This is a genomic window from Ruminococcus sp. 5_1_39BFAA (assembly GCF_964240875.1).
Classification (GTDB): Bacteria; Bacillota; Clostridia; order Lachnospirales; family Lachnospiraceae; genus Blautia_A.
The window spans coordinates 98,218-124,623 of the sequence record NZ_CAXSVO010000001.1 but is presented as its reverse complement, the minus strand read 5'-3'; the positions used below and the strand labels follow the sequence as shown (position 1 = coordinate 124,623).

The following is a 26,406-nucleotide window of genomic DNA, read 5'->3' as shown; positions in this document are numbered from 1 at the left end:
ATACAATAATTATAACATTTTTATAAACTTTTCGTAGAATTCACGGCTGCAGAATGAAGCGGCAAGGCAGTACACAGGAGGAAGGGGATGCAGATGGAAAGAAAAAAATGCCAGATTTGTGAGGGCCCCATTGTGAATGGAAGGTGTAAACTGTGCGGTATGCCTTACCGGAATGATGAGGTTTTATACCATTTGAATGAAAACAGGAGAGAGCATTACAAACACGCCGGACAGCGGGCAAAAGAGATCATGCGCCAGAATGAGGTCCCGCTGGGGGAGAAGGCTGCGAAAAATCAGGCGGTAAAAAGGCAGGCAGCAAAAAAGCAGACTGCGAAAAGCACAACGACTCCGGGAAGCGGGAAAGCTGTGAAAAAAGCGGCGCCTCCTACGGGATATAATAACGGGCTTGTAGCAGCAGGCAATACCGGACGGATTGTGATCATTTTAATTCTTTTGGTTGCACTGGGTTATAATTTTATTACCGAGAAAATGCAGGAGAGAGCAGGAAGCTGGGAGATTTCCAATGAATCGGCCGGGACAGAGGGGATTGTGGAGGAATGGCCATATACCCTTGCAGAGGGATGGTCACTGGCAGTGGATGAGCAGTTTTCAGAGGGGGAGTACATATTTTTTTGCCCGGCAGGGAATGTCACCGTGCAGATTGCAAGCGGAGACGGGATTCGAGTAACGTCCATGTCGGAGGGCGCCCAGCAGGAATTCACTTTAAGAGAAGGCGATGTTGTGACGCTGACAGAAACAGAGTATGATGACCAGGAGCTGTGGATCAGAGAAAAATAAGCAGATAGAACAGGCTCGTACAGACCAGTTGGTTTGTGCGGGCCTGAAATTTTCTGTGATTTTTGAGAACCGATTTGGTTTTTTTAGTATCTAATAGGCATCAAATACCACGGTCAGTGGAAGGCAGGAGGTTTTGCTGTGACAAAGGAAAAGTTTATGGCAGAGGTGCGTGCATCGGAGACTATGCTGTATCATGTGGCAAAGTCAGTTTTAAAAAGTGATGCAGATTGCGCAGATGCTGTGCAGGAGGCACTGCTGATTGCGTATGAAAAGAAAAATACACTGAAAAAAGAAAGATTTTTTCAAACCTGGCTCACCAGAATCCTTATTAATGAATGCTATAAGATATGTAACCGCAACAAAATAATAGTTCCCTATGAGGATTATATGCAGTCCGGCAGAATAGAAGAAAAGAAATATTCGAGTCTGTATCAGGCAGTGCTGGATTTGCCGGAAGAATTGAGGATACTGGTGACACTATACTATCTGGAAGGTTTCAGTCAGAAGGAAATCAGCAAAATTCTGGAAATGAGAGAGGGTACCATAAAGAGCAGGCTGTCCCGTGCCAGAAAAATACTGAGAGAAAAATTGGAAGGAGAGGAGGAGACTTTATGTTAGCGAGAAAAGATTGGGAAAAGGCGGCGCCGGAAATTCCGCGGGAGTTTCATGAACGGTTTGAGAATACTCTGGCTGAAATTGAGAAAAGGGATGGAGAAGAAAAGAATAGAGGTTATGGAAAAAGAAAGAAGCTGAGGGTACTGTTTGCGGCAGCCGTGATTGGATTGACCGGACTGGGAAGTATAGCGGCAAACGAGACTTTTCACTGGAATGAGTGGCTTGAGAAAAAGCTGAATCCGTCTTTGGAACAGCAGCAGAAGTTGGCAGATAAGGGAAGTATTCAGGAAATCGGACAGACTGTGACAGATAATGGAGTGAGAGTTACATTTATACAGAGTGTATTGGACGCGCATATGCTGGATATGGTTTTTCTGGTGGAAGCACCGGATGGGGTTTTGTTAGATGATAGCTGCGGTTTTGGTAACTGCGAAGTGACAATTGATGGTGAAAATATCTGGGATTCGCCGACAGAAAAAAACATGTCCGGGGGAGGAAATTTCCTTACAGAAGAGCGACAGAATCAGGAGATACTAAATGAAAAATACTATGAGATAAAATTTTTTAACGATACGAAGTGGGATTTGGGCGAAAAGGATATCCGGGTGACATTGGAGAACCTGATGACTGGTGTAAAAGGAAATTCGGCGGGTGAGATCCTGACAGAGGGGAAATGGGTATTTCAATGGAAAACAGAGGGGATTGAGCGGGAAACGCTTCGATTTGATATCAACAAAGCTTATGATTTCGGCGGAGAGGAAATTCTGGTAAAATATGCGGAGCTTTCCGCGTTTGATTACAGTATACATGTGGATCTGGAAGATGCGGAGAGAGCGGAGAAAGGCATAGATCTGGGAAGTGCGCTTTCTATCAGAAAGATCAGATTTGAAGATGGCACGGAATTGGAGGACATGAATGGCGCAGGAAGCTGCGGGCCAGGGGAAAAGGAAGAAGAAGCGGAAGATTATGTGGTGTTCCGGGAATTTGAACATGCCGTGGATGTAAACAAGGTAACAGCGGTTTATCTGATGCATGGAGAGCTTAAAATTGAGATACATTAATAACAATTATTTGCGTTGACAGCAGGAATGGGGCTTGTTACAATAAAAATACATATCTGGGAACAATTCTGAACCGTTCGGTTGCTGATCCCCATATGGAAAAAAATATGGCGGAAGGCAAAGCAACGGTAGGGAATGCTCCGTGGAGAGAAATGCAAAAAACGCACTACTGTGTAGCATACATAAAACAGCAGAAGGGATTGACGGAAAGGAGAACAGACATGAGCACTGTAGAAAAGGATGCCGAAAAGGGCAAAAGGTTTAAGAAAAAATGGCTGGTAGTAGGCGCTACGATTCTGGCGATAGCCCTGGCCTTTACATGTCTGTCCTGGCGTTCTATGCATCCTGAGGAAAGCATTACGATAGAGGAACTGCAAAAAGGAGCGGAAGACGGCAGCGTGGTTCAGATTGATTGTGTGAACGGTTCTTACATTGTTCTGGTGGAGAATGAGAAGAATGCGAGCTGGTACAGGATTTCAGCAGAGGAAACAGAAGCTCTTGATGAACAGATAGAAAAAATCTCGGCTGACGCAGAGATCATGCTGACCCGGGAAAACGTAACACTTCCCTACGTGTTCCTGGTGTATGTGGTACAGTTTTCTATTTGCTATGGTGCGGTGTGGGTTTTATGGTTCCTTTATGGAAAATTAAGGATCGGGAAGAGAAAAGAGCATTACAGGCGGTAAGGCGTTTCGGGAAAAAACGGAATGGAAAATAAATGAACGGCTGTGCAGGAGAATGATCACTCCTGTACAGCCGTTTTGTCATACGTGAAAATGTTACTTTGACCAGAATGAAAAGACTTATTTAATGATCGTCCCGGTTTTTTCCCGATAGCCGTCCTTTGCGTGCTGGATATCTGTAATGATAGTGCGGCGGCCTTCTCCCCTGGCGATGAAGGAAATGCCTGCTTCGAATTTAGGAAGCATAGAGCCGGGAGCGAACTGGTTTTCATTCATATATTTCTTTGCTTCTTCTACCGTGATAGTGTCCAGGAATTTTTCGTTGTCCTGGCCAAGATTCAGGCTTACTTTTTCAACGCTGGTGAGGATCATCAAAGTGTCGGCATTTAAGTCCTCTGCCATAAGTCCGCTTGCCAGATCTTTTTCAATGATCGCACTGGCACCGTGGAGTTCAATGCCCTGCTCCATAACAGGGATTCCACCGCCGCCTGCTGCGATAACAACCTGGTCAGCATCGATCAGGGTACGAATGGTTTCAATTTCCACAATACGCAGCGGCACGGGAGCTGCTACAATCCTGCGAAAACCGCCTTCGGGAAGCTCTGTGACATAATTTCCCTTTTCTTCCTCCGCTTCCGCCTCTTCCGCAGTGAGAATACGACCGATAATCTTTTCAGGCTCTGCAAACGCTTCATCATAAGGATCGATCACTGCCTGGGTGAGCACGGTGCTGACTGGTTTATAGATGCCGCGGCTCAAAAATTCCGCACGGATGGCATTTTGAAGGTCATAGCCGATATAACCCTGGCTCATGGCGGAGCACACAGACATGGGTGCAAATGTATAATCAGGATGTGCCTTTCCAAATTCGTTCATGGCAGTGTGGATCATGCCAACCTGCGGGCCGTTGCTGTGGGAGATTACTACGCGCACACCTTCTTCCACAAGGTCTGCAATAGCTTTGGCTGCCTGTCTGGTGGCAACCTTCTGCTCCGGAAGGGTGGTTCCCAAAGCTCTGTGTCCTAATGCAACTACTACGATTTTTTCACTCATAGGAGATACCTCATTTCTCTCGGATAATGTGATTGCAATATGTGGAACCCCGCTGTAAATGTAACCTGCAGGTTCCGATACGTACTATTATAAAAGACAAGGTCTGGAATTGCAATAGGCTCTTGCGTGATGGACCGCAATTGAATTTCTGTCATATTATAAAAAGAAGCTATGATCAAGGTAAAAAAAGAAAGGCAACAGGACTATGGAATGGAAAGGAATTGACGTTTCAAGCTATCAGGGAAAGCCGGATTGGAGTGAGGTAAAGAGGGCCGGAATCGAATTTGCCATCCTGCGTATCTACCAATATGACGGGATAGATGCCTCGTTTGCATATAATTATCAGGAATGTGCAGAAAATGAAATCCCGGTAGGCGGGTACACCTTCAGTTATGCCAAAACGCCGGAGGAGGCAAGGGCAGAAGCGGATAAAACTCTTGAAGCATTGGAGGGAAGGAAGATGGAATATCCGGTATTCTATGATATGGAATGGAGTGAACAGAGGGAGCTTGGTACAAAAGCTGTCACGGAGATTGCCGGGGTATTTCTGGAAAAAGTGAGGCTGGCAGGGTATCAGGTGGGAATTTACTGCAACCTTGACTGGTATAAGAATGTGCTGGATACAGCAAAGCTCCCCTATGATTTTTGGCTGGCCGCATATCCGGCCGATGATCAGGGAATCCTTGTGGAAAGCCTGCGTCCTTCAGCGGGAGTCGGGTGGCAGTATAGCTCAAAGGGGCGGATTCCCGGCATTGCAGGAAATGTGGATTTAGATATATTTTATAAGGATTACGCAGGCGAAAAGGACGGGGAGCAAAGAGAACGGGCGGAAGTGACAAATGCCCTTACCTTGCGTTTGCCTGTGATACGAAAGGAGTATCAGGGCACTGCGGTCAGAATGCTGCAGACCATGATCGGCACACCGGTGACCGGATTTTGGAGAGATGAGGATATCCGGGTATTTCGGGCATTTCAGAAGAATACCGGACTTGATCCGGACGGCATCTGCGGTACCAAAAGCTGGACGGCGGTGGCGGAGCATATGAAGGCAAATACATTCCGGTAAAAGCGCTGCTCCGGAAGTTATCCGGAGCAGCTTGCTTCATCAGTTGGCTATATTTTTCTGGGAATAAATACCTGCCTTAACGCGGGTTCATTCAGCTCCTGACCGATAATGACCAGAAGACCACGCTTGATCTTGCAGGGGCGGATGCTGAATGCGTCTTTTGCGCAATTGACTTCATACCAGTTTTTGTCCAAATCCTGGATATGTCCTTTTACACGAAGAACACGTCCGAAGTCTGCACAGGAAAACAGGTTTCTCAAGCGTACCTCCAAATCCCGGATATTCTCGCAGTAATCAGCGGTTTCTTTTACATGGAAAATAATGTCGTGCTCCATGGTATTGCGCTGATGCTCAAGAATCCTGAAGCCGCTCTGCTGGAAGGCAGCAAAATCTTCATCGGTAAAGTCGTCCCAGTTTTTTGTGCACAGATCGTCTCCGAGAGGCTGTGGGCTGCCATACTGTGTGAGCAGCAGGTTTAACTGTCCGATGGTTTTGCCGAGCACAGCTTCGGGAAACAACTGGGCCTTGCTTATGATCACGGTTCCTGCTGCCAGAAGCTGGGAAAACATCAGGTATTTTGCTTCTTCTGTGAGTCCTTCGTCCATCTGCCCGTCTACGATGGTCAGAATGCTGCCGATCCGGCAGTGTTCGCGCACTTCTTCCGCAGACATGACGGCAAAAAATTCGTCCACATCATAGATGCCTGACGGCTCCACGAGAATTCTGTCATATCCCTGGACAGCACTTTGAATCAGCATTTTTTTGAACAGATCTTTTCCTTTACAGCACATACATACACCAGTCAGATCGCTGATGTCGCAGTCATCATCCCGAAGAAGCGTGCGGTCAACACCGATACTGCCGAATTCGTTTTCAATGACACGGATTCTCTGACCGCGGCGGCTTAGGTATGCAATATATTTATGAATAAAAGTCGTCTTGCCTGCTCCGAGAAAACCAGTGATTAAATCTACCTGTACCATAATCTTCTCCTTATTGAGTTTGTTTGATGTTTACAGTTTACATTATTTTGCAACGCCTCCGGCATGGCGCAGAGGAGAAAATCCAAATTATCGGTATCTGCAATCTATAAGGTTTTTTCATAGCCTGGGTAATAGTTGCCAGCCTTATACGCTGTCAACACTGTAAAACCTCTGATCCATGCGTCTACATAGCATAATGCTTGCGGCCGTTCTGGAATGCCGTCTTCATGAGTGTACAATTTCCGTGTCATCGTTCAAGGTCATAAATGGATAAATAATCAAAGGCGAAAGAGCGTAAAAGACCTCACATTTCTGTGAGGTCTTTTCATAATGACTTCTGTCTTCTTTAATGCCCTATAGGCAGTGTAATAAAAAAGACAGATTATTCAGCCGGGTGGCAATCCGACATCTCTTTAAGACCTCGTGGGCGTGATAGCTGCCTGTTCTATCCTTGAATAATCTATCTTAATTTACAATATGTCCGTTTGCATAATTATCATACATTTTTTATATTAAAAAGTCAATAGATTTATCGGCATTTCCATGCACGTCCATTTTTTATGTAGTTTTCAAGCTGCGAGTCCCGCAGTGGGTACATTGTCCGATACGCAAGTTTTCCGTCCAGAGATATACGGATTGCAACAGAGGTATGGTCAGCATAATCTTTAATAAATGATATGCTGTCCTTATTTGGATGTATGCTGATATAATCAGGATGTTTGATGATATCAGGAATATGTAGGAAACATTTTGCATATTCTTCAGGGGAAGAAAAATCTTTTTTGTGGCGTTCTGTATGCTTTATACGGTCGTGCCAAAAAATAATATCTGTTTCGGAAGAAAGCTTATCGGAAAATTCGGGATATCTGTCAACAACCGAAGCGATTATATCGGGGCGTATACGACCGATGGAAACAAATTTTTCCGAATCAGAGAAGATTTCAGTATTTAGTTGTGATACAGATCGGATAGTTTCACCCTCTTTTAAATATTAAATTTTCAAAAAAACTCCTAAAAGACCAAAAATCTGCCATATGAAAAGCAAGATAAAATATAATCGCGTAAAATATGGCTGTAACTAAATGGATCAGAACGCTTGTTTGAAGAATATATTGCATTTCTATGATGAATTACCGGAGCTGACCAATAGGTTGGCTCTTTTTATTTGAGGCCTAAACATTCTTTCATAAATTCTTCTATATATTTGAGCTTTTCTGGCGAAGCCTCAGCGATGGCGTTCAACATATTTTTAACCATTTGATTTTCAGTAGTGCTTAACTTACCAAGATTCAAGGAGAAACGATCATCATTGACTTTAGTAAGCATGTTTTCATCGCCACCCTCGCCAGTACGAAGCCACACTTCATTTACACCGAATTCCTTGCATATCGAATTAATAATAGGATCCATCGGAGTATTTCGCCCAATTTCATAGTTGGCAACACTATTTCTTTTTAATCCTAACCTATTGGCAAACCCTTGTTGCGTAAGTCCGAAATATTTTCTGATCCTTTTTATACGGTCTTTCAAATTCTCACCTCCAATTGATTTATTTTAATATACCACGAAAAAGTGCTAATGTTAACAAAAAAAGTGCTAAAATCAATAAAAATCTCTTGGCTGAGTTAGCTTATGGACGTATAATAGTGCTAATAACAATAGACATGGGATGAAAGAAATCATTACAAGCACATAGGCAAGGAGATAGAAGAATGCACAACCTAAAAGATATCTTCCTCTTGGCCGTCATCACTACATACCAAACATGTATTAAAAAAGTCCCGACGCCGACCAAAGCAATTCAGGACTCATCAAATTATTTACAGCCTTAGTATAAGGCGTGCCAAAGCGGGCAGAGTCCGATACCTGTCACAAGGAGGTAAACCTGAACAGGTGATATGTTGCCATATAAAATTGCACAGCGCTTAATAGACGAAAATGGAAGATTGAATTGAATATAATAAGATAGATTTAATAAATAATAGTTCAATGCGGTTAGTCACAGGTTAGTCACAGAAAAGGGCACCCGCATACGCGAAGTGCCCAGTTTCCGTTATTTTTTTTGAGGGGGGAGATAGAGAGTGGTTTTTCATCTATCCAAGACCTATTATATCGGTTAAATGTGTGCAAAGTGTGTCGCTTTTCTAAAAGAAATCGAAAATTTCTAAATCGTTTATTAACTGGTTTTCCATGAATAAAAATGGAAATCACAACGTTTAGCCCCTTCCCCTATTGTTCCTGATCTTTCAAATCTAATCTTGGGTTCATATCCTGCAAAGGCTGTTATATCACTTTGGCAGAAAACCGTACAAAGCTCTGGGCAATGATATTTTTCGCACATATCTTTGTAAATGCAATGAACTATATCGAAATGGATTTCCTTAGCATCACATCTTTTCCATTCCACCGTAAAACCTTCCATCGGATACTTTTTCTTCATATGTGATTTGGCAAACAGTTTGAATAAGCCATATGTAAACGGCATTTTTGTGAGCTGAGCATTTTCTTTTGCCTTGTAGCGGGCATTACGCTGTATTTCTTTATGTGTAATCATGAGTGCTTCTTTTTGGGTAAAACCATTTTCTATAAGAGTTATATACGCGCCGATCGTTGGCAATAATCTCTTAAAAATATGCTCGTTCATCTCGCTATTATCAAATTGTATTTCTCCCTGGCACAAATCAGCATACTTTTCGCATATTAAAGCATAAAGCAACTCGCCTTGTTCTTTCCCATAGTCCTTGATTAAATCGTCGCATAGAAAATTAAGATTTGTTTCTCTGTAGTCCATAATTACGATCTCCATTTAGTTTAATAAATTGCCAATAGCCCTATAAATAAAGGGAACATACATACAAAATAAAGTGAGCCGTTCCCGTAATCCTTCATACTTCAAAAAGGTGTTTTGAAATTGTTCCTTATCTCCCATAACAAAACAGGCAAAGAAAACAAGCGATAAAACAAATGAGCTTATACTGACGATACCCCCAATTATGTCCTTTTGCTTAAATGATATAATTCCATTTAACAGTGGAAAAAACAATAAAGCCATAAAACCGACTGCAGCACCACCGCCAAGCCAGATAAGCCATAAATTATAAACAAGTCGGACAGGGCTTTGCGGACTTCCTAAAGCACTTATAACCATTATCTTGCCGTTGTATTCAACATAAAATTGTTCCAATATCCACGGAAGAAAAAATTCGCCTGTGATGGTGAATAACAAAATTATATTAAACAGTCGATTGTCTGCTATGTTTCTCATTTCATCCTCCGCCCTAATATCTCTCTATGTCCCCTTGAAAGCTATGGGCTTTTTCCAACAGCGGTCCTTTTGCGCCCATTGTAAAGGCAATATCACTGCTGCGAATAGATAACAATTCCATTCCGGATTGCAGATTTAAAATGGATAAGGCGCTTTGCGGCATTTTAATTACACCACTTTTATCAATACCAAGCCAAGCATATTTACGTCCTTTATATTGGATAAATTCACCCTCTGAAAGCTGGCAATCTCTTAACTTTGGACATTCCTCCAAAATATGCTTAAGTTTTGAATTTGACAGCAGCGAATATGTAGTAACGCAGAATCCCCCTGTTATCTTGCTTCCTGTAAAAATAATAACTTTTCCGTCCTGTGTAGCATTATACTCTGACAATGCTTGCGGCGGAAAATGTATTGTTGAATCGGGATGTATGACTGAAAGTCCGAATATGAATTTACCGCCTTTATTAAGTTGTGGCATAAAAACCTCCTTTGTCGCTATTTCATTTTTTGTTTGATTGTGTTATACTATAGTTGATATTTATAGTACTTTATATATAAAGTACTATAAATACAATTGAATGTCAAGGAGGAAGCCAGATGTTATCAAAGCCTGCCACAATGCTCTTAGGGCTAATTTATGAAAAGCCACTTAACGCATACGAAATAATCAAACGCTTAAACTACATGAATGTAAAATGGTGGTTTAATATTGCTGATTCAACGGTATATTCTACCTTAAAAGCTCTGGAAAAAAAGGGGTATATATCAGGTACTACCGAAAAAGTAGGAAATATGCCGGACCGTACTGTTTACAACCTTTCAGACACTGGGAAAGATAAGTTTATAGATACTCTCAAAGAATCTATTTTACAATTCAACTATGATACAAACATCTTTTCCATTGCCGCTTTTTTTCTGAGTACATTTCCCCCCGATGAACAGCATGAACTTTTGGAGAAACGCCTTGAAATCCTGCAAAAATACCGTGCAGGGATTGAAAAACAAGTTAATCCATTGTGGGAGAATGAAGTTTCTGCTTATCATGTTGCAAATGTAAAAAGAATGATTGATTTGGTAGATGCCGAAATAACAGGAACAAAACGCTTACTTGCCAACTGTTCAGAAGAAAATAGCCGCCGCTACTGCGAATAGCGACGGCTGTTGTAAAATAGCTATAAATCAATATTTCCATCGCCTTTCTAAAAGAAATCGAAAATTTCTAAATCATTTCTAAAAGAAATTCATAATTTTAATAAGCTCTTGCAATTGGATAAAACTTGCAATATAGTAAACATATCTCGTTTTTGCATTCTGCGAAAACGAAAACATTCTTCTGCGCCGGGTCGGCGTAAATATCCAAAACATATTTGAAAATTTCACGAAAGGAGACTGAAAGTATGAAAAACAGAATAGGAAGTAAGAGGGCAAGTGCAGGCTTGGCTGCTGTTTTGCTGGCAGGAGCCATAATGAGCTGTGCGGGAGAACCGGCGGGAGTGACAGCGGCAGGTGCTGAGACAGGAGGGATTGCGCTGACCCAAACAGCTGTCTGGACTGACCGGGAGAACTGGAAAGGAGCTGTCCGCGTGGAGGTGACGGGGCTTGAAAGGCTGTATGTGGCTGAGCAAACAGAAACCCTGGAGGCGGAGCCAGAGCCGGATACTTTGGAAGAGGAGAATACATATGCGGAGGAAGTTGGGGAAGCTGCCGGATTTTCGGACGAAGGAATGGCAGAATACGAAGCAACAGATGCTCTGAGCAGGGAGCCTGTGTTTGTTATGTATTTATCGGAATATTTCCTTTTGGATGAATCAGAGTATACGTTCCCGGAAGGCTGGACCACCCGGGAAATTCCGGTTACCAATCAAGAGGGACGGGAAACAACGATCACCTGTATATCCTGCCCTGTGAGGACAGAGGATTCCTGGCAGCTTACAATTCCGGTGGTGCTGCGCCAGGAATACCGATATCCGGCAGCCGCATCCGTATTTCCGGTGAGCCAGGATGCGCCTTTGGAAAAAAGCGGGGAAATTGGAGGACTCTGCGCGGCGGGAACCTTTATAATGGAAGAAAGAGAAGGGACGGCGGAACTTTTGGCATATGCAGAGTCGGCTTTGCTGGAGCTGGATGCTGCCCGGGTTGATTTTTCTGTCGCACTGGAAGCGCAGCAGGAAGAAGCAAAGGCGGGACAGAGACTCTATTATCAGTTGCTCCTGGAGAATACAGGGGAAATTACCCTTGAGAATATCAGTTTTACGGCAGCGTTTGCGCCTATGGAACTGGAACCCTTGTGGGAAAGCGAGAATAATCTGGTAATAGAGAATAGTAAGGCTGTAGTGACCAGATTGGCAAAGGGAGAAACCAAAACACTGACCTTTTCTGTAAAAACAGAGGAAGATCAAAGCGGCTCTGCGACAGCTATGGTCACGGCCTCCACCCTTTATCCCGGTCAAAATGGGGAAGCAAACAATCCATTTGATGACAGCGGAGTTGCTGAAAACAATGGAGAGCTTCTGGTACGGGAAGCTGTGCTCCCTGTTGTCATTGCACCTCTAAGGGCAGCTTTTACTGTAGATAAAACGGCTGACTGTGAGGAGGCCGGACCGGGAGATACGATCACCTATCAGATATGTATCCGCAACACAGGGGAACGGACCCTTCATTCTGTTATCAGCACGGAACGGTTTCTTCATTCTAATATCCGGGCACAGTTTGAGGAGAAAGAAGGAATAGAACTGAACAGTACAAAAACACAGGCCAGGATTCCGCAGATTCCTCCCGGGGATTGTGTGAACCTGAAAGCCTCTGTAATTTTGCCTGACACGATAACGGATAATAGCCTGATCAATCAGGTTATTGTGGTAACAGACGAAACCGGAGAAGATCAGGCTCTTCGTTCCCAGGCAGAAGTAAAAGTGAAAGCGGAGCCAAGTAAAACGCCATCCGAAGCCTTGACTGGAGGCAGTGACACCGTTAATACTTATCAGACTTCACGAACCAGCCCCAAAACAGGGGACAACTCGCACAAAGCGCTGTTTGAAGCCTTGCTTCTGTGTTCTGTATTCATTTCCGCAGCAGCATCGATCCGGCTTTTCACAGAGTGGAGAAGGGGTGAGAAAGGAAAAAGGAAACGTTGAAATGGCGGCTTGGGTGTGCTATTCTATAAAGGAGTATCATGATTTCAAAGTGAATACAATGGAGGAGTGTATAATGAAATTATCATCCTTATTAGAACGTTTGGAGTATACCTGCCTGCAGGGAGATGCACAGCAGGAGGTAACAGCAGTTGTTTACGATTCCAGAAAGGTTGTTCCAGGCTGCCTGTTTATCTGCATCAGAGGTGCAGTGGCGGATGGACACAAGTTTGTCCCTGATGTAGTGGAGAAGGGAGCAAAAACACTGGTTGTAGAGGAACCTGTGGAAGCGCCGGATGATGTGACGGTGATCCAGGTATCAGATACCCGTTATGCCATGGCGTTTATTTCAGCAGCGTGGTTCGGCCATCCGGCAGAAAAACTGAAAACCATTGGTATTACCGGAACAAAAGGAAAGACCACCACAACCTATATGGTGAAATCCATCCTGGAAAATGCAGGATATAAGGTGGGACTGATCGGTACCATCGAGGCAATCATTGGGGAAAAAGTGATCCCTGCCGCAAATACCACACCGGAATCTTATGTGATTCAGGAATATTTCCGGGAAATGGTGGATGCAGGCTGTGACTGCGTGGTTATGGAGGTATCCTCCCAGGGCTTAATGCTGCACCGCACCCAGGGATTTGTTTTTGACTTTGGTATTTTTACCAATATTGAGCCGGATCACATTGGACCTAATGAGCACAGGGATTTCGACCATTATCTTTCCTGTAAGGCCCTGCTTTTGAAGCAGTGCCGCGTGGGAATCGTCAACCGGGATGATGAGCACTTTGAGAAAATTATAGAGGGTCATACCTGTACACTGGAAACCTATGGCTTTTCCCCGGAAGCAGATCTGCGTGCCGAGGATGCCAGACTGGTGGGCGGAAAGGGATATCTTGGAATCGCATACCATGTGAAAGGGCTTATGGACTTTTCCGTGGAAATTGATATTCCCGGAAAATTCAGTATCTATAATTCCCTGACAGCCATTGCCATCTGCCGCCATTTCCGGGTTTCCCAGGACAATATTATCAAAGCCTTGAAGGTGGCAAAAGTAAAAGGCCGTATCGAGATGATCAAGGTGTCAGATGAGTTTACCCTAATGATAGATTACGCGCACAATGCTATGGCGCTGGAAAGCCTGCTTTCCACCCTTAAGGAATACGATCCCCACAGGCTTGTATGTCTGTTTGGCTGCGGGGGAAACCGTTCCAAGCTGCGCCGTTATGAAATGGGAGAGGTATCGGGCCGTCTTGCGGATCTGACGATCATCACCTCTGACAATCCGCGTAACGAGGAGCCTCAGGCGATCATTGACGATATCAAAGTGGGAATGGCAAAAACGGACGGCAAATATGTGGAGATTCCTGACCGTAAGGAGGCCATTGCATACGCGATCCATCACGGCGAGCCGGGAGACATCATTGTCCTTGCAGGAAAAGGCCATGAGGATTATCAGGAGATAAAGGGAAAGAAATATCCCATGGACGAGCGCGTCCTGATTGCAGATATTCTGGCCGGAAGGTAGAACATGACATATGCAGACATTATTATAGATATTTCTCACGAAAAACTGGATAAGACCTTTCAGTACCGGATACCGGCGGAGCTGGAAGGAGAGATCCAGGTGGGAATGGTGGTTTCCATTCCTTTTGGAAATGGAAACCATATGCGCAAGGGCTACGTAGTGGGAATCTCAAAGGAAACAAAATTTGACAGCCGCCGCATCAAGGAGGTTGCCGGAATCTGCAATGACGAGGAAACTACGGAGTCAAAGCTCATTGCCCTTGCGGCCTGGATGAAGGAAAATTATGGTTCTACCATGATACAGGCGTTAAAAACTGTCCTTCCCATCCAGAACAAAATAAAGGCAAAAGAAAAAAGGTACATTGTGCTGAATATTTCCAGGGAAGAGGCGGAAAAACATCTGGAAGAACTGAAAAACACACGGTTCAAAGCCAGAATCCGTCTGCTGGAAGCACTTCTGGAGAATAACAGGATAGAGGCATCCGGGGCGGCGAAGGAATTGGGCGCAACTGCCTCTGTGCTGAAATATTTTGAAGAAAATAACATCATACAGGTTGAGACGGATGAAATTTTCCGTATGCCCCTGGATGGAAAAAACATTCCAAGAGAAGAGAAAAGCCCTCTGTCTCTGCCGCAGAAACAGGCTGCAGAGCAGATACGCCGGGAGTGGGAGGGGGCATCCCGCCCCATTCTTCTCTGCGGCGTGACGGGAAGCGGCAAGACCCAGGTTTACATGGAACTGATCGAACAGGTGACAGCCCAGGGGAAACAGGCCATTGTGCTGATTCCTGAAATTGCCCTGACCTATCAGACTGTCCGGCGTTTTTACGGCAGATTTGGGGATAAGGTTTCTGTCTTAAACTCCCGCCTCTCCCAGGGGGAGCGTTACGACCAGTTCAAAAGGGCAAAGCGGGGAGAAATCCAGGTGATGGTGGGACCGCGGTCCGCACTGTTTACGCCTTTTCCCAATCTTGGACTGATCGTGATCGATGAGGAGCATGAGCCTACCTACAAAAGTGAGAACAGTCCCAGGTATCACGCCCGTGAGACTGCTGTAAAAAGAGCGGAAATGGAAGGTGCCAGGGTGCTTATGGGATCTGCGACCCCCTCGCTGGAAGCCTACAGCAGAGCGCTTTCCGGGGAATATGCGCTGGTTAGGCTGGATGTCCGTTTCCAGGAACGGAAACTGCCGCAGGTATCTGTGGTGGATATGCGCAGGGAATTAAAAGAAGGAAACCGCTCCGTACTCAGCCGGGAATTAAAAACAGCCATAGGAGACTGTCTGGAAAAAAAAGAGCAGGCAATGCTTTTTTTAAACAGGAGAGGTTATGCAGGGTTTGTTTCCTGCCGCTCCTGCGGACATGTGATGAAATGTCCCCATTGCGATGTTTCCTTATCCGAGCATAACAATCGGCGGCTTGTGTGCCATTACTGCGGCTACGAGACATTAAAGCCGGAAAAATGTCCGGTGTGCGGCTCGCCTTATATTGGCGGCTTTAAGGCAGGAACCCAGCAGATTGAGCAGGTGATCAAAAAAGATTTTCCCCATGCCCGGGTCCTGCGGATGGACTTTGATACCACCAGGACAAAGGGCAGTTATGAAAAGATACTGTCAGCCTTTGCGTTTCATCAGGCTGATATTCTGATCGGGACCCAGATGATCGTGAAGGGGCATGATTTTCCGCATGTAACTCTTGTGGGGGTCATTGCGGCGGATCTTTCCCTGAATGCAGAGGATTACCGCTGCGGGGAACGTACTTTTCAGCTTCTTACCCAGGCAGTGGGGCGTTCGGGCAGAGGGGAAAGCCCCGGACATGCTGTGATACAGACGTACAATCCGGAACATTACAGCATTCAGGCGGCAGCAGTGCAGGATTATCCCGCGTTTTATCAGGAGGAGATCAGCTACCGGACCCTTCTGGATTATCCGCCGTCAGCCCATATGCTGGCTGTGCTTGGGTCCTGCGGCGATGAGGAGCTTTTGGAGCAGGCTATGCACTATCTGCAGCTTTTTGTCCATAAAGTGTATTCCGGCAGTGATCTGCATGTGATCGGACCTGCGGCGGCATCGGTGGGAAAGGTGAAGGATATTTACCGAAGGGTGCTTTACCTGAAACACTTGGATTACAGGCAGCTTGTAGCTGTAAAGGACAAGCTGGAAAAATACATAGAAATCAATTCCGGGTTCCGGAAAATATATATACAATTTGATTTTTCGTAAATGGGCAGCCAACCTGGCTGTTATAATTTACATAATTGCACAATTTTTCATAATAATTACACAATACATTGATATATTAAGAAAGGAAGATGGAAAAAATGGCACTGAGAACCATCAGAACAGAGGGAGATTCTGTTTTATCAAAAAAATGCAGACCTGTTGAGGAGATAACGCCCCGTATCCGCGAGCTGGTTGGGGACATGCTGGAAACCATGTACGATGCCTGCGGTGTAGGATTGGCTGCGCCTCAGGTGGGAATCCTGAAACGCATTGCAGTGATCGATGTGGGGGAAGGTCCTATTATATTGGTCAATCCGGAAATTGTGGAAAGAGCAGGTGAGCAGACGGGAGAAGAGGGCTGTTTAAGCGTCCCGGGGATGTCCGGTCAGGTGACCCGTCCCAATTATGTGAAAGTGAAGGCACTGGATCTGGATATGAATGAAGTGGAGTATGAGGGAGAAGAGCTCCTGGCCCGTGCATTCTGTCATGAGATTGAGCATCTGGACGGAAAAATGTACACCCGTCTGGTGGAAGGTGAGCTTCACCGCGTAACCTATGACGATGAGGAGGAATAAGATCAGGCATGAGAATTGTTTATATGGGAACTCCTGATTTTGCCGTAGCGCCTTTGCGGGCAATAGCAGAAGCAGGATATGAGGTGGCTGGGGTTGTGACACAGCCCGATAAGCCAAAGGGAAGAGGAAAAGCACTGATGCCTACCCCTGTAAAAGAGGAAGCATTAAAATATAACATTCCTGTATTTCAGCCGGCAAAGGTGCGGGCTCCTGAATTTCAGGAAGTGCTTCGTGAGCTTGCTCCGGATGCGATCGTGGTGGCGGCATTTGGACAGATCATTCCCAAAAGTATTCTGGAGTTGCCAAAGTATGGCTGTATCAATATACACGCATCTCTTTTGCCGAAATACCGTGGAGCGGCGCCTATCCAGCATGCGGTGATCGATGGGGAAAAAGAGTCGGGTGTCACGATCATGAAAATGGGCGAGGGCATTGACACAGGAGATATGATTTCCAAAGTGATAGTACCCATTACTCCGGAGGAAACAGGAGGAAGTCTTTTTGATAAATTGTCCCAGGCCGGGGCAGACTTACTGGTGGAAACACTCCCGCATATTTTTGACGGCACGGCTGTGTACGAAAAACAGCCGGAGGAAAGTCCCACTCCCTATGCGGCAATGATCACAAAGCAGATGGGAGGGCTGGATTTTACAAAAAGCGCCCATGAGCTGGAGCGGCTGGTACGGGGTATGAATCCATGGCCCAGCGCCTACACCTTCCTGAATGGCAAAACTCTGAAGGTATGGAAAAGCTGCGTGGAAGAGTCCTCTGATACGGATGCGCAGCCGGGAACCGTGCTTTTCACTGACAAGAAGGGCATTCACGTAGCCTGCGGGGCTAACGTGCTTGTGCTGCAGGAGGTCCAGCTTGAAGGGAAAAAACGTATGGAGGCAGACGCCTTTTTGAGGGGGTATAACATAGAAACAGGAACAAGATTCACGGACAATAAGGAGTGATTGTATGTATTATGGATACCCGTTTGGCTTTTGGTTTGACCCTACCTACTTTTTACTGATCATTGGAATGGTGCTGTCTCTTTTCGCATCAGCAAAAATGAAAAACACTTTTTCAAAATACCGCCGTGTCAGAAGTGATTCCGGTTTGACCGGAGCACAGGCAGCACAGCGGATCCTGAACGCAGCAGGGATTTACGATGTACAGATCGTTCCTGTCAGAGGAAGCCTGACAGACCACTATGATCCCAGATCAAAACGCTTGGCATTGTCCCAGGATGTGTATGGACAGACTTCCGTAGCGTCTGTGTGTGTTGCAGCTCATGAGTGCGGTCATGCCATGCAGCACGCTGCAAATTATGCACCACTGAACCTGCGTTCCGCCATCGTGCCCATTGCAAACTTTGGTTCTTCCCTTTCCTGGCCTATTTTTCTGGCAGGGTTGATTTTTTCCATCCGCTCCCTGACCATGGCTGGAATCGTGTTGTTTTCCCTGGCTGTTCTCTTTCAGCTTGTGACCCTTCCCGTAGAGTTCAACGCTTCCTCACGGGCGCTGCGTATGCTGGAAACAACAGGCATCCTCAGTGCGGAGGAAAACCTGGGAGCAAAAAGAGTTCTGAGAGCTGCGGCACTGACCTATGTGGCGGCTTTGGCATCATCCCTTTTACAGCTTTTGAGGCTGATTATTCTGGCCGGAGGTAGAGACCGTGACTAGTGGAATCAATTCCAGAGAGATGATCCTGGAAATATTACTGCAAATTGAAGAGGAGGGAGAGCACAGCCACATTGCGATCCGAAATGCTCTCTCCAAATACCAGTTCCTGCCCAAGCAGGAGCGGGCCTTTATTACCAGAGTCTGTGAGGGAACTCTGGAATACCGGATTCAGATTGACTATATTATTGATTCATTTTCCAAGGTAACAGTGGATAAGATGAAGCCCGCTATCCGGGAAATCTTACGAAGTGCTGTATACCAGTTGAAGTTTATGGATAGCGTTCCAGACAGCGCCGTGTGCAATGAGGCGGTAAAGCTGGCTCAGAGAAAGGGCTTTTATAATCTGAAACCCTTTGTAAACGGTGTGCTGCGCACCGTGTCGCGGGAAATGTCCAACCTGAAGTTCCCGAAAAAAGAAGACAATGTGGTACGCTATCTTTCCGTCCGGTATTCCATGCCGGAGCAGCTTGTAAACCGCTGGCTCGACGCTTATGGGGAAGAAGTCACAGAGAAAATGCTGGCGGATTTCCTGGAAGAAAAGCCCACTACTGTGCGCTGCCGGACCTACTTAAATTCACAGAAGGCTATTTATGAGAGTCTGGTAAGCCAGGGAGTAAAGGTGGAGCAGGCACCGTATCTGCCATATGCCTATAATATTTCCGGGTTTAACCATATCCTGGCTCTGGATGCCTTTATTAATGGAAAAATCCTGGTACAGGATGTAAGCTCCATGCTGGTTGCGGAGGCAGCAAACCCGCAGAAGGGCGATTATGTCATCGATGTGTGCGCCGCGCCCGGGGGCAAAAGCCTTCATATAGGGGATAAAATGGAAGGTTTCGGTACAGTGGATGCCAGGGATGTGAGCCAATACAAGGTGAATCTCATTGAGGAAAACATCCAGCGTACCAACTCCATTAACGTTCAGGCAAGAGTGCAGGATGCCACCCTGTTTGACCAGGATTCGGAGCTTTTGGCAGATATCGTCCTTGCGGATGTGCCGTGCTCAGGATACGGTGTGATAGGGAAAAAGCCGGAGATCAAATACAGAGTTACGCCTCAGAAACAGGATGAGATCGTGATCCTTCAGCGGACGATCCTGGACCGGGCTTCCAATTACGTAAAGCCCCGGGGAACCTTGATCTTCAGCACCTGTACCATTGCAAAGGAAGAAAACGAAGAAAATATGATGTGGTTTTTAAAAAATTACCCATTCCGGCTGGAAAGCCTGGATCCCTGTCTGCCAAAGGATCTCCACTCGGAGACCACGGCGCTTGGATATCTGCAGCTTTTGCCGGGAGTACATAAAACCGACGGATTCTTTCTTGCAAAATTCAGAAGAAAATAGGAAAAGAAAATATGACAGACATAAAGTCGATGACGATAGAGGAGCTAAAAGACCTCATGACGGAGATCGGGGAAAAGCCTTTCCGCGCGAAGCAGATCTACAGTTGGCTGCATGAGCATTTGGTAACTTCCTACGATGAAATGGCGAACATTCCCAAAGGGCTGAAGGAAAAGCTGAAGGATTATCCTGTCACGGCACTGGAAATGGTGGATGAGCAGATATCCCAGGTGGACGGCACAAGGAAATATCTGTTCCGGCTTCATGACGGGAATGTGATCGAAAGTGTACTGATGCGCTACAAGCATGGGAATTCCGTCTGTATTTCCTCGCAGGTAGGTTGCAAGATGGGCTGCCGTTTTTGTGCCTCGACCATTGGAGGATGGACAAGAAACCTTTTGCCCTCCGAGATGCTGGATCAGATTTATCGGATCCAGGCTGTGACCGGGGAACGGGTGTCCAATGTAGTGGTAATGGGAACGGGTGAGCCTCTTGACAATTACGCTAATCTGTTGCGGTTTATCCATATTTTGACGGGCGAGGGAGGCTTGAACATCAGCCAGAGAAACCTGACGGTTTCCACCTGCGGCCTTGTACCGAAAATGTATGAGTTGGCAGAGGAAAAGCTGCAGATGACTCTGGCGCTTTCCTTACATGCGCCCAACGATGAAAAACGGCGGGAATTGATGCCTATTGCAGAGCGGTATTCCATGGATGAGGTTTTGGAGGCGTGCAGGAATTATTTTGAAAAGACGGGCCGCAGGATCACATTTGAGTACAGTCTTGTGGCAGGCGTAAATGATGGGGATAAGGATGCACAGGAGCTTGCAAAGCGCATTGGAGGGCTGAACTGCCATGTAAATCTCATACCGGTAAACCCCATCAAAGAGCGTTCCTACGTGCGTTCTACCCGCCAGGCGGTGGAGAATTTTAAAATAAAACTTGAAAAATGTGGAATTAATGTTACTATTAGAAGAGAAATGGGCAGCGATATTGACGGTGCCTGTGGACAGTTGAGAAAAAGTTACTTGGAAAAAACAGAAAGCGAGAAGTAAAATGAGGATATATTCGGCTACGGATGTAGGGCAGAAGCGGAAAATGAACCAGGATTATGTGTTCGTTTCCCGGGAGCCAGTTGGAAATCTTCCTAATCTTTTTGCTGTGGCGGACGGAATGGGAGGACATAACGCAGGTGATTATGCCTCATCCCATGCAGTCCAGATTCTGGTGGACGAAATCAGAAAGGATGCGGATTATAATCCCATCAAAGTGATCCGTCATGCCATTGAGACTGCCAACACGGAAATTATAGACCAGGCACAAAAAGATGAAAAGCTTCGCGGTATGGGAACCACCATGGTGGTTGCCACCATAGTGGGACATTACGCATATGTAGCGAATGTGGGCGACAGCCGGCTTTATGTGATTCAGAAGCAGATCCAGCAGGTGACAAAAGACCACTCATTGGTGCAGGAGATGGTCAGGCTTGGGGAGATCGATGCTGAGGAAGCGAGAAACCATCCTGACAAAAATATCATTACCAGAGCGCTGGGAGCGGAAAAAACAGTAGACGTTGATTTCTTTGATATGAAACTGGAGCCGGGAAGCACAGTATTAATGTGCTCGGATGGGCTAAGCAACATGGTTGAGGACAAAAAGATCGAAGAAATCATTCTTAATCCTGACGAGGATATCCTGTGGAAGGGTACGACTCTTGTTCAGGAAGCTAACCGAAACGGCGGAAAAGATAACATTGCAATAATATTGGTAGAACCATTCACGAATGAGGTGGAAACATGTTAAAAACAGGTATGATTATAGCGGAGCGCTATGAAATTGTAGGAAAAATCGGTACCGGCGGAATGGCGGACGTATATAAGGCAATGGACCATAAACTGAACCGTTTTGTTGCGGTTAAGGTCCTGAAGTCGGAATTCAGAGAGGACGCAACCTTTGTCAAAAAGTTCAGAAGCGAGGCGCAGGCAGCGGCAGGTCTGACACATCCCAATATTGTCAACGTATTCGACGTTGGTGATGATGAGGGCGTCTACTATATCGTTATGGAGCTGATCGAAGGCATTACCCTGAAGGAATATATATCCAAAAAAGGCAAGCTTTCTGTGAAAGAAGCCACAAGTATTGCCATTCAGGTATCCATGGGACTGGAAGCGGCACACAGCCACGGGATTGTACACCGCGATGTAAAACCGCAGAACATTATCATTTCCACAGATGGAAAGGTAAAGGTAACAGATTTTGGTATTGCCAGAGCAGCATCTTCAAATACCATAAGCTCCAATGTAATGGGCTCTGTGCATTACAGCTCACCGGAGCAGGTGCGCGGCGGCTACAGTGATGAAAAGAGCGACATCTATTCACTGGGTATTACCCTTTATGAGATGGTAGCAGGCAGAGTTCCCTTTGAAGGAGACACTACAGTTGCCATTGCGATCAAGCATCTTCAGGAGGAGATGGTTCCGCCCAGCATTTATGCACCGGATCTTCCTTATAGTTTGGAGCAGATTATTTTCAAATGCACGCAGAAGAGTGTTGACCGCCGTTATGGCAGGATGGAGGAAGTGATCGCTGATCTGAAGCACTCTCTCATTGATCCCCAGGGCGATTTTGTGAAGCTGACATCTGTTGACAATGATGCAAAGACAGTGGTGATTTCGGACAAGGAGCTTGGAGAGATCAAGCATACTCCCAAGCAATCCAAACAAAGTATAAAAAATGATATTGCGGCTCTGGAGGAGGAGCTGAACGAGACGGACTATGACGACTACGATTCCGATGAGGATGAGGAGCCGCGCAGCAGCCGCAGAGAGCGGGAACGCGAAAGAGAGCGTGAGAGAGAAAGAGAGCGCGCCAGAAAAGAACGTCAGCGTAAAAAGAAGAGAAGAAGCGGCGGAATCGCATTGACCATCATCGCTTTGATCGCCGGTGCAGCTCTTCTGGTTGTTTTGATCGTGGTGATCGGACGAGCTTCCGGACTGATCGGCGGAGGAGACGAAACCCCGCAGGATCAGCAGACTGCCCAGGTGACACAGGCGCCGGAGGACAATGGTCTTGTAACCGTTCCTGACCTTGTAGGAAAAACGGAGGATGAGGCAAAAGAAGCATTGGCATCTTCCAACATCGGTATGCGCTATATGGGCGAGGAGGCCTCCAGCCAGGAGCAGGGAAGGATTTCTTCTCAGAATCCTGTAAGCGGTACTCAGGTTGAGGCAAACACGACCATTGAATATTATGTGAGCAAGGGAACTGTAGATGTCACGATTCCAAGTGTGGATGGACAGACCGGAATCGAGGCTCAGGCGGCTTTGGAGAGCGCGGGGCTTAGTGTACAGGTTCAGAAGGTCTACAGTGAGATTGACGAAGAAATCGACTATCCGGTATGCGAGCCAGGCTATGCTTATTATACGGAGCCATCCTCCGGAAGCACGGTAAAATCGGGAAGCACAGTTACTCTGTATGTGAGCAGGGGAAGAGATTTCTATGGTGAAAATGTGGAAGTGCCGAATGTAGTGGGCATGGGTAAGGATCAGGCAATTACTACTCTGGGCAAGTTTATAGAGATCAACGTAAGCGAGCAGATGAGCACAGAGGTTGCAGCGGGTGAGGTTATTTCCCAGAGCCCGGAGGGTGACTCCTATGCAAATCCGGATGAGCCTGTAACCATTACGGTAAGCACCGGAAATCAGCAGCCGGGAGCTGTGACCGATACAGCTTCGGATACGACACAGACCGGATCCAGCAATAATGCAGCAGCCGTGGCAGCAGGCGAGGTATGGAAATGTACCCAGCGACTGAATACACCGACCGGATATAACGGCGGCCTTGTCCGCCTGGAGCTGGTACAGGATGTAAACGGTCAGCCAACCGCATCAGTTGTGGTGGACGGACAGCAGCTTACCTTCCCATATCAGCTTGATATTACCGGAGCACCGGGAATCAGCGAGGGAACTCTGTATCTGTCTGAGCTGGTAGATGGAAACTACCAGGAGCTTGGACATTACCCCATCACTTTCGAGAAAGCTGAGTAGTGCATGCGGGGAAAGATCATAAAAGGAATTGCAGGTTTCTACTATATCTATGCGGAGAATGGAGAAACCTATGAATGTAAGGCAAAGGGGATTTTCAGGAAGGATAATTTCAAGCCTCTGGTGGGAGACGATGTGGAGATTGCCGTACTGGATGAAAAGGAGAAGGAGGGCAGTGTAACTGCCATCCTTCCCCGGAAAAATTCCCTGATACGCCCGGCAGTGGCAAATGTGGACCAGGCGTTTGTTATTTTTGCAATGGAAGACCCAAAGCCCAATTTTCTGCTTCTGGACCGTTTCCTTGTTATGATGGAGCAGCAGGAGATCCCTGTTGTGGTTTGTTTTAACAAAAAGGATCTGGCATCAGAGCAGGAGAGTGAAAAGCTGGCCCGTATTTATGAGGGCTGCGGCTACCGGGTAGTGCTTTCCAGCACCCTGAAAGGGGAAGGGCTGGAGGAAATACGGGAAATCCTGCGGGGAAAAACCACCGTGGTGGCCGGACCATCCGGAGTGGGAAAGTCCTCTATTACCAATTGTATGCAGGGTGAGATTAAAATGGAAACAGGCGAGATCAGCCGGAAATTAAAGCGCGGTCGCCATACGACCCGCCATTCCCAGGTGATTCCTGTGGAAAAAGATACCTTTTTGGTTGATACGCCGGGCTTTTCTTCCCTTTACCTTTTCGATATGGAGGAAGAGGAACTGAAAGGCTATTTCCCGGAGTTCAGAAAGTACGAGGATTACTGCCGCTTTCAGGGCTGCCGGCACATTCATGAGCCGGACTGCGGGGTAAAAGAAGCATTGTCCAGACAGGAGATCAGCAGCCTGCGTTACGAGGATTATCTGGAATTATATCAGGAATTAAAAGAGAAAAGGAGATACTAACTATGTATCAGTTGTGCCCTTCTATTTTATCGGCAGATTTTAACCGTTTGGGCGAACAGATAGAAATTTTGGAAAAAGAAGGAATTAAATGGCTCCATATTGATGTGATGGATGGGGATTTCGTTCCCAGCATTTCCTTTGGAATGCCGGTGATCAAATCCATCCGTAAGGAGTCTGAGCTTTTTTTTGACGTACATCTCATGGTAAGCGAACCGGGAAGATACATTCAGGACTTTGTAGACTGCGGTGCGGATTCCATTACCGTACATGCGGAGGCATGTGAGGATCTGGAGCGGACTATTGAGCTGATCCGGGATGCTGGCGTGAAGGCAGGTGTGTCCATCAAGCCCGCTACACCGGTAAACGATATCAGCCATATGCTGGAGGATGTTGATTTTGTTCTCGTCATGACCGTTCAGCCGGGCTTCGGAGGACAGAAATATATTGAGGACTGCACAGAAAAGATTCAGAAGCTGAGAGAACTGATCGACAGAGAAAACCTGGATGTGGACATTCAGGTAGACGGCGGAATAAACGATGAAACGCTTGAAACGGTCATGAAGGCAGGGGCGAATCTATTTGTGGCAGGCTCCTGGGTTTTCAGCGGAGATATTGCAAAGAATGTGCGTCATATCAGAAAAAGGATCGAGGATATCGGAGATACCATTGAATGAGAAATAGCATGATTGATACTGTGGTTATAAGCGGGGGCAATATCCAGATTGGTTTTGCCCTCGATTTTTTGAGAGAGATAAATAAAGAAAGAGAAGGGAAAACACTCCGACTGATCGCGGCGGACAGGGGCCTGGAATTTTTTATGCAGACAGGCATCAAACCTGACGTTGTAGTGGGAGATTTTGACAGCCTGTCACCGGAGGGCGCCAGATATCTGGATGACCTGGAGAACACAGAGATTGTGCGTCTGAGACCAGAGAAGGATGATTCCGATACACAGTCAGCCGTAAACCTTGCTATGGAACAGGGGGCAAAAGATATCCTGCTCCTGGGCGTTACCGGGAACAGGGTGGATCATCTGATGGCGAACCTGGGGCTTCTCGTGCTGGGCAGGCAAAAAGGCGTTCATATTGCCATGGCAGACAAAAATAATTATATGTCTTTGGTGGAAAGCGGAACCGTCCTGAATCGGGATGAGCAGCTTGGAAAGTATGTCTCCTTTTTTCCGGTTGGGGGCGATGTGGAGGGGCTGACTCTGGAAGGATTTAAATACCCTCTATACAGACACTGCCTGACAGTTTCCGACAGCGGCCTGACAGTAAGCAATGAGATTTCAGCAGAGAAGGCGCATCTGACCTATTCAGAGGGGACACTTCTGATGATCATGTCCCGGGATTAAAACCGGAAGTTTGACTGGGCTGGATGGTTATGGTAATATGTAGAAAACGGCGCAGCCTGAACAAGTGTGTCATGGCTGAGCAGCTGCGAACAGTTATTGAATACTGACAGAAAATTGTAAAGATAAA

At 46.2% G+C, this 26,406-nt stretch carries 26 protein-coding genes; 19 read left to right on the top strand and 7 right to left on the bottom strand.

The window, feature by feature from the left end; genetic code table 11:
• Positions 1-87: 87 nt before the first annotated feature.
• From ACESZH_RS00615 to ACESZH_RS00600, 4 genes are all read left to right on the top strand, one after another.
• The gene (locus tag ACESZH_RS00615) at positions 88-798 is read left to right on the top strand and encodes a hypothetical protein (RefSeq protein ID WP_373216083.1); all 711 of its coding nucleotides are present in this window, start codon (positions 88-90) and stop codon (positions 796-798) included.
• Between the two features lie 138 nt (positions 799-936).
• On the top strand, positions 937-1,416 hold the full coding sequence (locus tag ACESZH_RS00610) for an RNA polymerase sigma factor (protein ID WP_373216081.1): 480 nt from the start codon (positions 937-939) through the stop codon (positions 1,414-1,416).
• A complete protein-coding gene (locus ACESZH_RS00605) occupies positions 1,410-2,474 on the top strand; it encodes a DUF4179 domain-containing protein (protein ID WP_373216080.1) in 1,065 nt (354 codons plus the stop codon). Before ACESZH_RS00610 ends, ACESZH_RS00605 begins: the two co-directional genes overlap by 7 nt.
• A 221-nt stretch (positions 2,475-2,695) precedes the next feature.
• Positions 2,696-3,160 carry a hypothetical protein gene (locus tag ACESZH_RS00600; RefSeq protein ID WP_373216079.1) on the top strand — a complete coding sequence of 155 codons (465 nt, stop codon included), beginning with the start codon at positions 2,696-2,698 and terminating at the stop codon, positions 3,158-3,160.
• Between the two features lie 117 nt (positions 3,161-3,277).
• On the opposite strand, the gene arcC is transcribed toward ACESZH_RS00600, so the two are convergent.
• Complete coding sequence (gene arcC, locus ACESZH_RS00595) at positions 3,278-4,210, bottom strand: carbamate kinase (RefSeq protein WP_373216077.1); 933 nt, start codon at positions 4,208-4,210, stop codon at positions 3,278-3,280.
• A 205-nt stretch (positions 4,211-4,415) separates the two neighbouring features.
• Between arcC and ACESZH_RS00590 the strand changes: the two genes are divergently transcribed.
• Positions 4,416-5,276: a GH25 family lysozyme gene (locus tag ACESZH_RS00590; RefSeq protein WP_373216075.1), complete on the top strand. Its 861-nt coding sequence runs from the start codon at positions 4,416-4,418 to the stop codon at positions 5,274-5,276.
• Positions 5,277-5,323: 47 nt separating this feature from the next.
• Here ACESZH_RS00590 and ACESZH_RS00585 read toward each other — a convergent pair whose 3' ends face one another.
• The 6 genes from ACESZH_RS00585 to ACESZH_RS00560 form a co-directional block, all read right to left on the bottom strand.
• Positions 5,324-6,259 (bottom strand): GTP-binding protein, encoded by a 936-nt coding sequence (locus ACESZH_RS00585; protein ID WP_373216073.1) that lies wholly within the window; start codon positions 6,257-6,259, stop codon positions 5,324-5,326.
• 529 nt (positions 6,260-6,788) lie between these two features.
• Positions 6,789-7,085: a PBECR2 nuclease fold domain-containing protein gene (locus ACESZH_RS00580; protein ID WP_373216137.1), complete on the bottom strand. Its 297-nt coding sequence runs from the start codon at positions 7,083-7,085 to the stop codon at positions 6,789-6,791.
• A 335-nt stretch (positions 7,086-7,420) separates the two neighbouring features.
• Positions 7,421-7,789 (bottom strand): helix-turn-helix domain-containing protein, encoded by a 369-nt coding sequence (locus tag ACESZH_RS00575; RefSeq protein WP_373216071.1) that lies wholly within the window; start codon positions 7,787-7,789, stop codon positions 7,421-7,423.
• Between the two features lie 646 nt (positions 7,790-8,435).
• Positions 8,436-9,050, bottom strand: a complete 615-nt coding sequence (locus ACESZH_RS00570) for an L-2-amino-thiazoline-4-carboxylic acid hydrolase (protein WP_373216070.1) — start codon at positions 9,048-9,050, stop codon at positions 8,436-8,438.
• A gap of 15 nt (positions 9,051-9,065) precedes the next feature.
• Positions 9,066-9,524, bottom strand: coding sequence for a hypothetical protein (locus ACESZH_RS00565; protein ID WP_373216069.1), 459 nt, complete (start codon positions 9,522-9,524; stop codon positions 9,066-9,068).
• A gap of 13 nt (positions 9,525-9,537) precedes the next feature.
• Positions 9,538-10,005, bottom strand: coding sequence for a hypothetical protein (locus ACESZH_RS00560; RefSeq protein ID WP_373216067.1), 468 nt, complete (start codon positions 10,003-10,005; stop codon positions 9,538-9,540).
• Between the two features lie 119 nt (positions 10,006-10,124).
• Here ACESZH_RS00560 and ACESZH_RS00555 point away from each other — a divergent pair, with 119 nt between their 5' ends.
• The 14 genes from ACESZH_RS00555 to ACESZH_RS00490 all read left to right on the top strand — a co-directional run bounded on the left by ACESZH_RS00555 (position 10,125) and on the right by ACESZH_RS00490 (position 26,279).
• A complete protein-coding gene (locus tag ACESZH_RS00555; RefSeq protein WP_373216066.1) occupies positions 10,125-10,679 on the top strand; it encodes a PadR family transcriptional regulator in 555 nt (184 codons plus the stop codon).
• 245 nt (positions 10,680-10,924) lie between these two features.
• The gene (locus ACESZH_RS00550) at positions 10,925-12,661 is read left to right on the top strand and encodes a hypothetical protein (protein ID WP_373216064.1); all 1,737 of its coding nucleotides are present in this window, start codon (positions 10,925-10,927) and stop codon (positions 12,659-12,661) included.
• Between the two features lie 73 nt (positions 12,662-12,734).
• Positions 12,735-14,192, top strand: coding sequence for a UDP-N-acetylmuramoyl-L-alanyl-D-glutamate--2,6-diaminopimelate ligase (locus tag ACESZH_RS00545; protein ID WP_373216063.1), 1,458 nt, complete (start codon positions 12,735-12,737; stop codon positions 14,190-14,192).
• A gap of 3 nt (positions 14,193-14,195) precedes the next feature.
• Entirely contained in the window at positions 14,196-16,412 is a 2,217-nt protein-coding gene (gene priA / locus ACESZH_RS00540) for a primosomal protein N' (protein WP_373216062.1), read from the top strand.
• 98 nt (positions 16,413-16,510) lie between these two features.
• Complete coding sequence (gene def, locus ACESZH_RS00535) at positions 16,511-16,987, top strand: peptide deformylase (RefSeq protein ID WP_373216061.1); 477 nt, start codon at positions 16,511-16,513, stop codon at positions 16,985-16,987.
• A gap of 8 nt (positions 16,988-16,995) precedes the next feature.
• The gene (gene fmt / locus ACESZH_RS00530; protein WP_373216060.1) at positions 16,996-17,943 is read left to right on the top strand and encodes a methionyl-tRNA formyltransferase; all 948 of its coding nucleotides are present in this window, start codon (positions 16,996-16,998) and stop codon (positions 17,941-17,943) included.
• A 4-nt stretch (positions 17,944-17,947) separates the two neighbouring features.
• On the top strand, positions 17,948-18,655 hold the full coding sequence (locus tag ACESZH_RS00525) for a zinc metallopeptidase (RefSeq protein WP_373216059.1): 708 nt from the start codon (positions 17,948-17,950) through the stop codon (positions 18,653-18,655).
• Positions 18,648-20,000: a 16S rRNA (cytosine(967)-C(5))-methyltransferase RsmB gene (gene rsmB / locus ACESZH_RS00520; RefSeq protein WP_373216058.1), complete on the top strand. Its 1,353-nt coding sequence runs from the start codon at positions 18,648-18,650 to the stop codon at positions 19,998-20,000. Before ACESZH_RS00525 ends, rsmB begins: the two co-directional genes overlap by 8 nt.
• 11 nt (positions 20,001-20,011) lie before the next feature.
• A complete protein-coding gene (rlmN, locus tag ACESZH_RS00515; RefSeq protein ID WP_373216057.1) occupies positions 20,012-21,052 on the top strand; it encodes a 23S rRNA (adenine(2503)-C(2))-methyltransferase RlmN in 1,041 nt (346 codons plus the stop codon).
• A 1-nt stretch (position 21,053) separates the two neighbouring features.
• A complete protein-coding gene (locus tag ACESZH_RS00510; RefSeq protein WP_373216056.1) occupies positions 21,054-21,800 on the top strand; it encodes a Stp1/IreP family PP2C-type Ser/Thr phosphatase in 747 nt (248 codons plus the stop codon).
• The gene (pknB, locus tag ACESZH_RS00505) at positions 21,794-24,043 is read left to right on the top strand and encodes a Stk1 family PASTA domain-containing Ser/Thr kinase (RefSeq protein WP_373216054.1); all 2,250 of its coding nucleotides are present in this window, start codon (positions 21,794-21,796) and stop codon (positions 24,041-24,043) included. Before ACESZH_RS00510 ends, pknB begins: the two co-directional genes overlap by 7 nt.
• A gap of 3 nt (positions 24,044-24,046) precedes the next feature.
• Complete coding sequence (gene rsgA, locus ACESZH_RS00500) at positions 24,047-24,925, top strand: ribosome small subunit-dependent GTPase A (protein ID WP_373216053.1); 879 nt, start codon at positions 24,047-24,049, stop codon at positions 24,923-24,925.
• A 2-nt stretch (positions 24,926-24,927) separates the two neighbouring features.
• The gene (rpe, locus tag ACESZH_RS00495) at positions 24,928-25,599 is read left to right on the top strand and encodes a ribulose-phosphate 3-epimerase (RefSeq protein WP_373216051.1); all 672 of its coding nucleotides are present in this window, start codon (positions 24,928-24,930) and stop codon (positions 25,597-25,599) included.
• Positions 25,596-26,279, top strand: coding sequence for a thiamine diphosphokinase (locus ACESZH_RS00490; protein ID WP_373216049.1), 684 nt, complete (start codon positions 25,596-25,598; stop codon positions 26,277-26,279). The genes rpe and ACESZH_RS00490 overlap by 4 nt, the downstream gene beginning before the upstream one ends.
• Positions 26,280-26,406: the final 127 nt, after the last annotated feature.

Bases quoted from the DNA above. Each gene is read 5' to 3' on its own strand.
- ACESZH_RS00615 (WP_373216083.1), top strand. From the start codon at position 88: ATGCAGATGGAAAGAAAAAAATGCCAGATTTGTGAGGGCCCCATTGTG.
- ACESZH_RS00605 (WP_373216080.1), top strand. From the start codon at position 1,410: ATGTTAGCGAGAAAAGATTGGGAAAAGGCGGCGCCGGAAATTCCGCGG.
- ACESZH_RS00600 (WP_373216079.1), top strand. From the start codon at position 2,696: ATGAGCACTGTAGAAAAGGATGCCGAAAAGGGCAAAAGGTTTAAGAAA.
- arcC (WP_373216077.1), bottom strand. From the start codon at position 4,210: ATGAGTGAAAAAATCGTAGTAGTTGCATTAGGACACAGAGCTTTGGGA.
- ACESZH_RS00590 (WP_373216075.1), top strand. From the start codon at position 4,416: ATGGAATGGAAAGGAATTGACGTTTCAAGCTATCAGGGAAAGCCGGAT.
- ACESZH_RS00585 (WP_373216073.1), bottom strand. From the start codon at position 6,259: ATGGTACAGGTAGATTTAATCACTGGTTTTCTCGGAGCAGGCAAGACG.
- ACESZH_RS00570 (WP_373216070.1), bottom strand. From the start codon at position 9,050: ATGGACTACAGAGAAACAAATCTTAATTTTCTATGCGACGATTTAATC.
- ACESZH_RS00565 (WP_373216069.1), bottom strand. From the start codon at position 9,524: ATGAGAAACATAGCAGACAATCGACTGTTTAATATAATTTTGTTATTC.
- ACESZH_RS00560 (WP_373216067.1), bottom strand. From the start codon at position 10,005: ATGCCACAACTTAATAAAGGCGGTAAATTCATATTCGGACTTTCAGTC.
- ACESZH_RS00555 (WP_373216066.1), top strand. From the start codon at position 10,125: ATGTTATCAAAGCCTGCCACAATGCTCTTAGGGCTAATTTATGAAAAG.
- ACESZH_RS00550 (WP_373216064.1), top strand. From the start codon at position 10,925: ATGAAAAACAGAATAGGAAGTAAGAGGGCAAGTGCAGGCTTGGCTGCT.
- ACESZH_RS00545 (WP_373216063.1), top strand. From the start codon at position 12,735: ATGAAATTATCATCCTTATTAGAACGTTTGGAGTATACCTGCCTGCAG.
- priA (WP_373216062.1), top strand. From the start codon at position 14,196: ATGACATATGCAGACATTATTATAGATATTTCTCACGAAAAACTGGAT.
- def (WP_373216061.1), top strand. From the start codon at position 16,511: ATGGCACTGAGAACCATCAGAACAGAGGGAGATTCTGTTTTATCAAAA.
- fmt (WP_373216060.1), top strand. From the start codon at position 16,996: ATGAGAATTGTTTATATGGGAACTCCTGATTTTGCCGTAGCGCCTTTG.
- ACESZH_RS00525 (WP_373216059.1), top strand. From the start codon at position 17,948: ATGTATTATGGATACCCGTTTGGCTTTTGGTTTGACCCTACCTACTTT.
- rlmN (WP_373216057.1), top strand. From the start codon at position 20,012: ATGACAGACATAAAGTCGATGACGATAGAGGAGCTAAAAGACCTCATG.
- ACESZH_RS00510 (WP_373216056.1), top strand. From the start codon at position 21,054: ATGAGGATATATTCGGCTACGGATGTAGGGCAGAAGCGGAAAATGAAC.
- pknB (WP_373216054.1), top strand. From the start codon at position 21,794: ATGTTAAAAACAGGTATGATTATAGCGGAGCGCTATGAAATTGTAGGA.
- rsgA (WP_373216053.1), top strand. From the start codon at position 24,047: ATGCGGGGAAAGATCATAAAAGGAATTGCAGGTTTCTACTATATCTAT.
- rpe (WP_373216051.1), top strand. From the start codon at position 24,928: ATGTATCAGTTGTGCCCTTCTATTTTATCGGCAGATTTTAACCGTTTG.
- ACESZH_RS00490 (WP_373216049.1), top strand. From the start codon at position 25,596: ATGAGAAATAGCATGATTGATACTGTGGTTATAAGCGGGGGCAATATC.